At 68.4% G+C, this 1,419-nt stretch carries 2 protein-coding genes and 1 pseudogene; 2 read left to right on the forward strand and 1 reads right to left on the reverse strand.

Features of this window, described 5'->3' with window-relative positions; translation table 11 throughout:
* A pseudogene (locus AB0G02_RS40205) lies at positions 1-96 on the reverse strand (sugar phosphate isomerase/epimerase); the annotation flags it as partial.
* Here AB0G02_RS40205 and AB0G02_RS40210 point away from each other — a divergent pair.
* Together AB0G02_RS40210 and AB0G02_RS40215 are read left to right on the forward strand one after the other, a co-directional pair.
* Positions 97-624 carry a sugar ABC transporter permease gene (locus AB0G02_RS40210; protein ID WP_360805799.1) on the forward strand — a complete coding sequence of 176 codons (528 nt, stop codon included), beginning with the start codon at positions 97-99 and terminating at the stop codon, positions 622-624.
* A partial coding sequence (locus tag AB0G02_RS40215) for a carbohydrate ABC transporter permease (RefSeq protein WP_360805802.1) occupies positions 624-1,419 on the forward strand: 796 nt, incomplete at its 3' end. The genes AB0G02_RS40210 and AB0G02_RS40215, both read left to right, overlap by 1 nt.

Consider the following 1,419-nt stretch of genomic DNA (forward strand, 5'->3'; position numbering starts at 1 on the left):
CAGGCCGGAGCCGTCGGCCAGGTGCACGTGGGTCAGCCCGTCGCCCATGCGCTTGGCCATCTCCATGGCGTCCGTGTGCGCGGCGGAGGCGTGCGCGTGGCCATCGCGATCGCCTGGAACCTGCTGTTCAGCAAGGACGCGGGTCCGGTCAACCAGATCCTCGGCCTGTTCGGGGTGGACGACCCGCCCGGCTGGACCGCGTCGTCGGACTGGGCCATGCCCGGCGTGATCATCGTCGGCGTGTGGCGCGAGATGGGCTACTACATGCTGCTGTTCCTCGCCGGGCTCCAGACCGTGCCGCCGGAGCTGCACGAGGCGGCCCGGATCGACGGCGCGACGGCCTGGCAGCGGTTCCGCAACGTGACGCTGCCGTGCCTGCGCCCCACCACGTTCTTCGTCACCGTGATGCTCACCATCGGCAGCTTCAAGGTCTTCGACCTGATCCTGGTGATGACCAACGGCGGCCCCGGCCAGTCGACCCTGGTGCTGTCCCAGTACATCTACCAGAAGGGCCTGGTGGAGAACCGGTTCGGCTACGCCTCCGCCATCTCGGTCGTGCTGTTCGCGCTGTGCATGGCGGTCACGGTCGTGCAGTTCGCCGTCAACCGCAGGAGGTCGTCCTGATGGCCGCACCGCACACCGCGCCCGACCTGGTCCCACCCGTGACCGCCCCCGGCACGCGAACCGACGCGACGCGGCCGCACCGGGGCAAGCGCACGTCGTCCCTCGGCAAGGTGGCCGGGTACACCGCGCTCGCGGTGGCGGCGGCGGCGTTGCTGCTGCCGTTCTTCTGGATGGTCTCGTCGTCGTTGAAGACCGACAACGCGGTCTTCTCCACGCCGGTGACCTGGCTGCCGGACGTGCCGCAGTGGCGCAACTACCTGGAGATCTGGCGCGTCTCCGACATGCTGGTGTGGCTGAAGAACACCGTCTTCCTGTCGGTCGTCGTCACGTTGCTCCAGCTGTTCACCGGCAGCTTCGCCGCGTACGGGTTCGCCAAGGCCCGCTTCCCCGGCCGCAACCTGCTGTTCGTGCTCTACGTCGGGACGATCGCCGTGCCGTGGCAGGCGTACATGATCCCGCAGTTCATCCTGATGTCCGAGGCCGGCCTGACCAACACGTTCTGGTCGATCGTCGCGCTGCAGGCCTTCGGCGCGTTCGGCGTGTTCCTGATGCGGCAGTACTACGCCACGATCCCCGACGAGCTGTGCGAGGCCGCGCGGGTGGACGGCCTGAGCGAGTACGGCATCTACTTCCGGATCATGCTGCCGCTGTCCGTGCCCGCCCTGGCCAGCCTGGCGCTGCTGACCCTGGTCACCACCTGGAACGACTACCTCGGGCCGCTGATCTACCTGCGCGACCCCGACCTGTGGACGATCCAGCTCGGCCTCAAGTCGTTCGTCAGCGAGTACAGCGCCC

This window comes from Actinosynnema sp. NPDC023658 (assembly GCF_040639995.1).
Classification (GTDB): domain Bacteria; phylum Actinomycetota; class Actinomycetes; order Mycobacteriales; family Pseudonocardiaceae; genus Actinosynnema.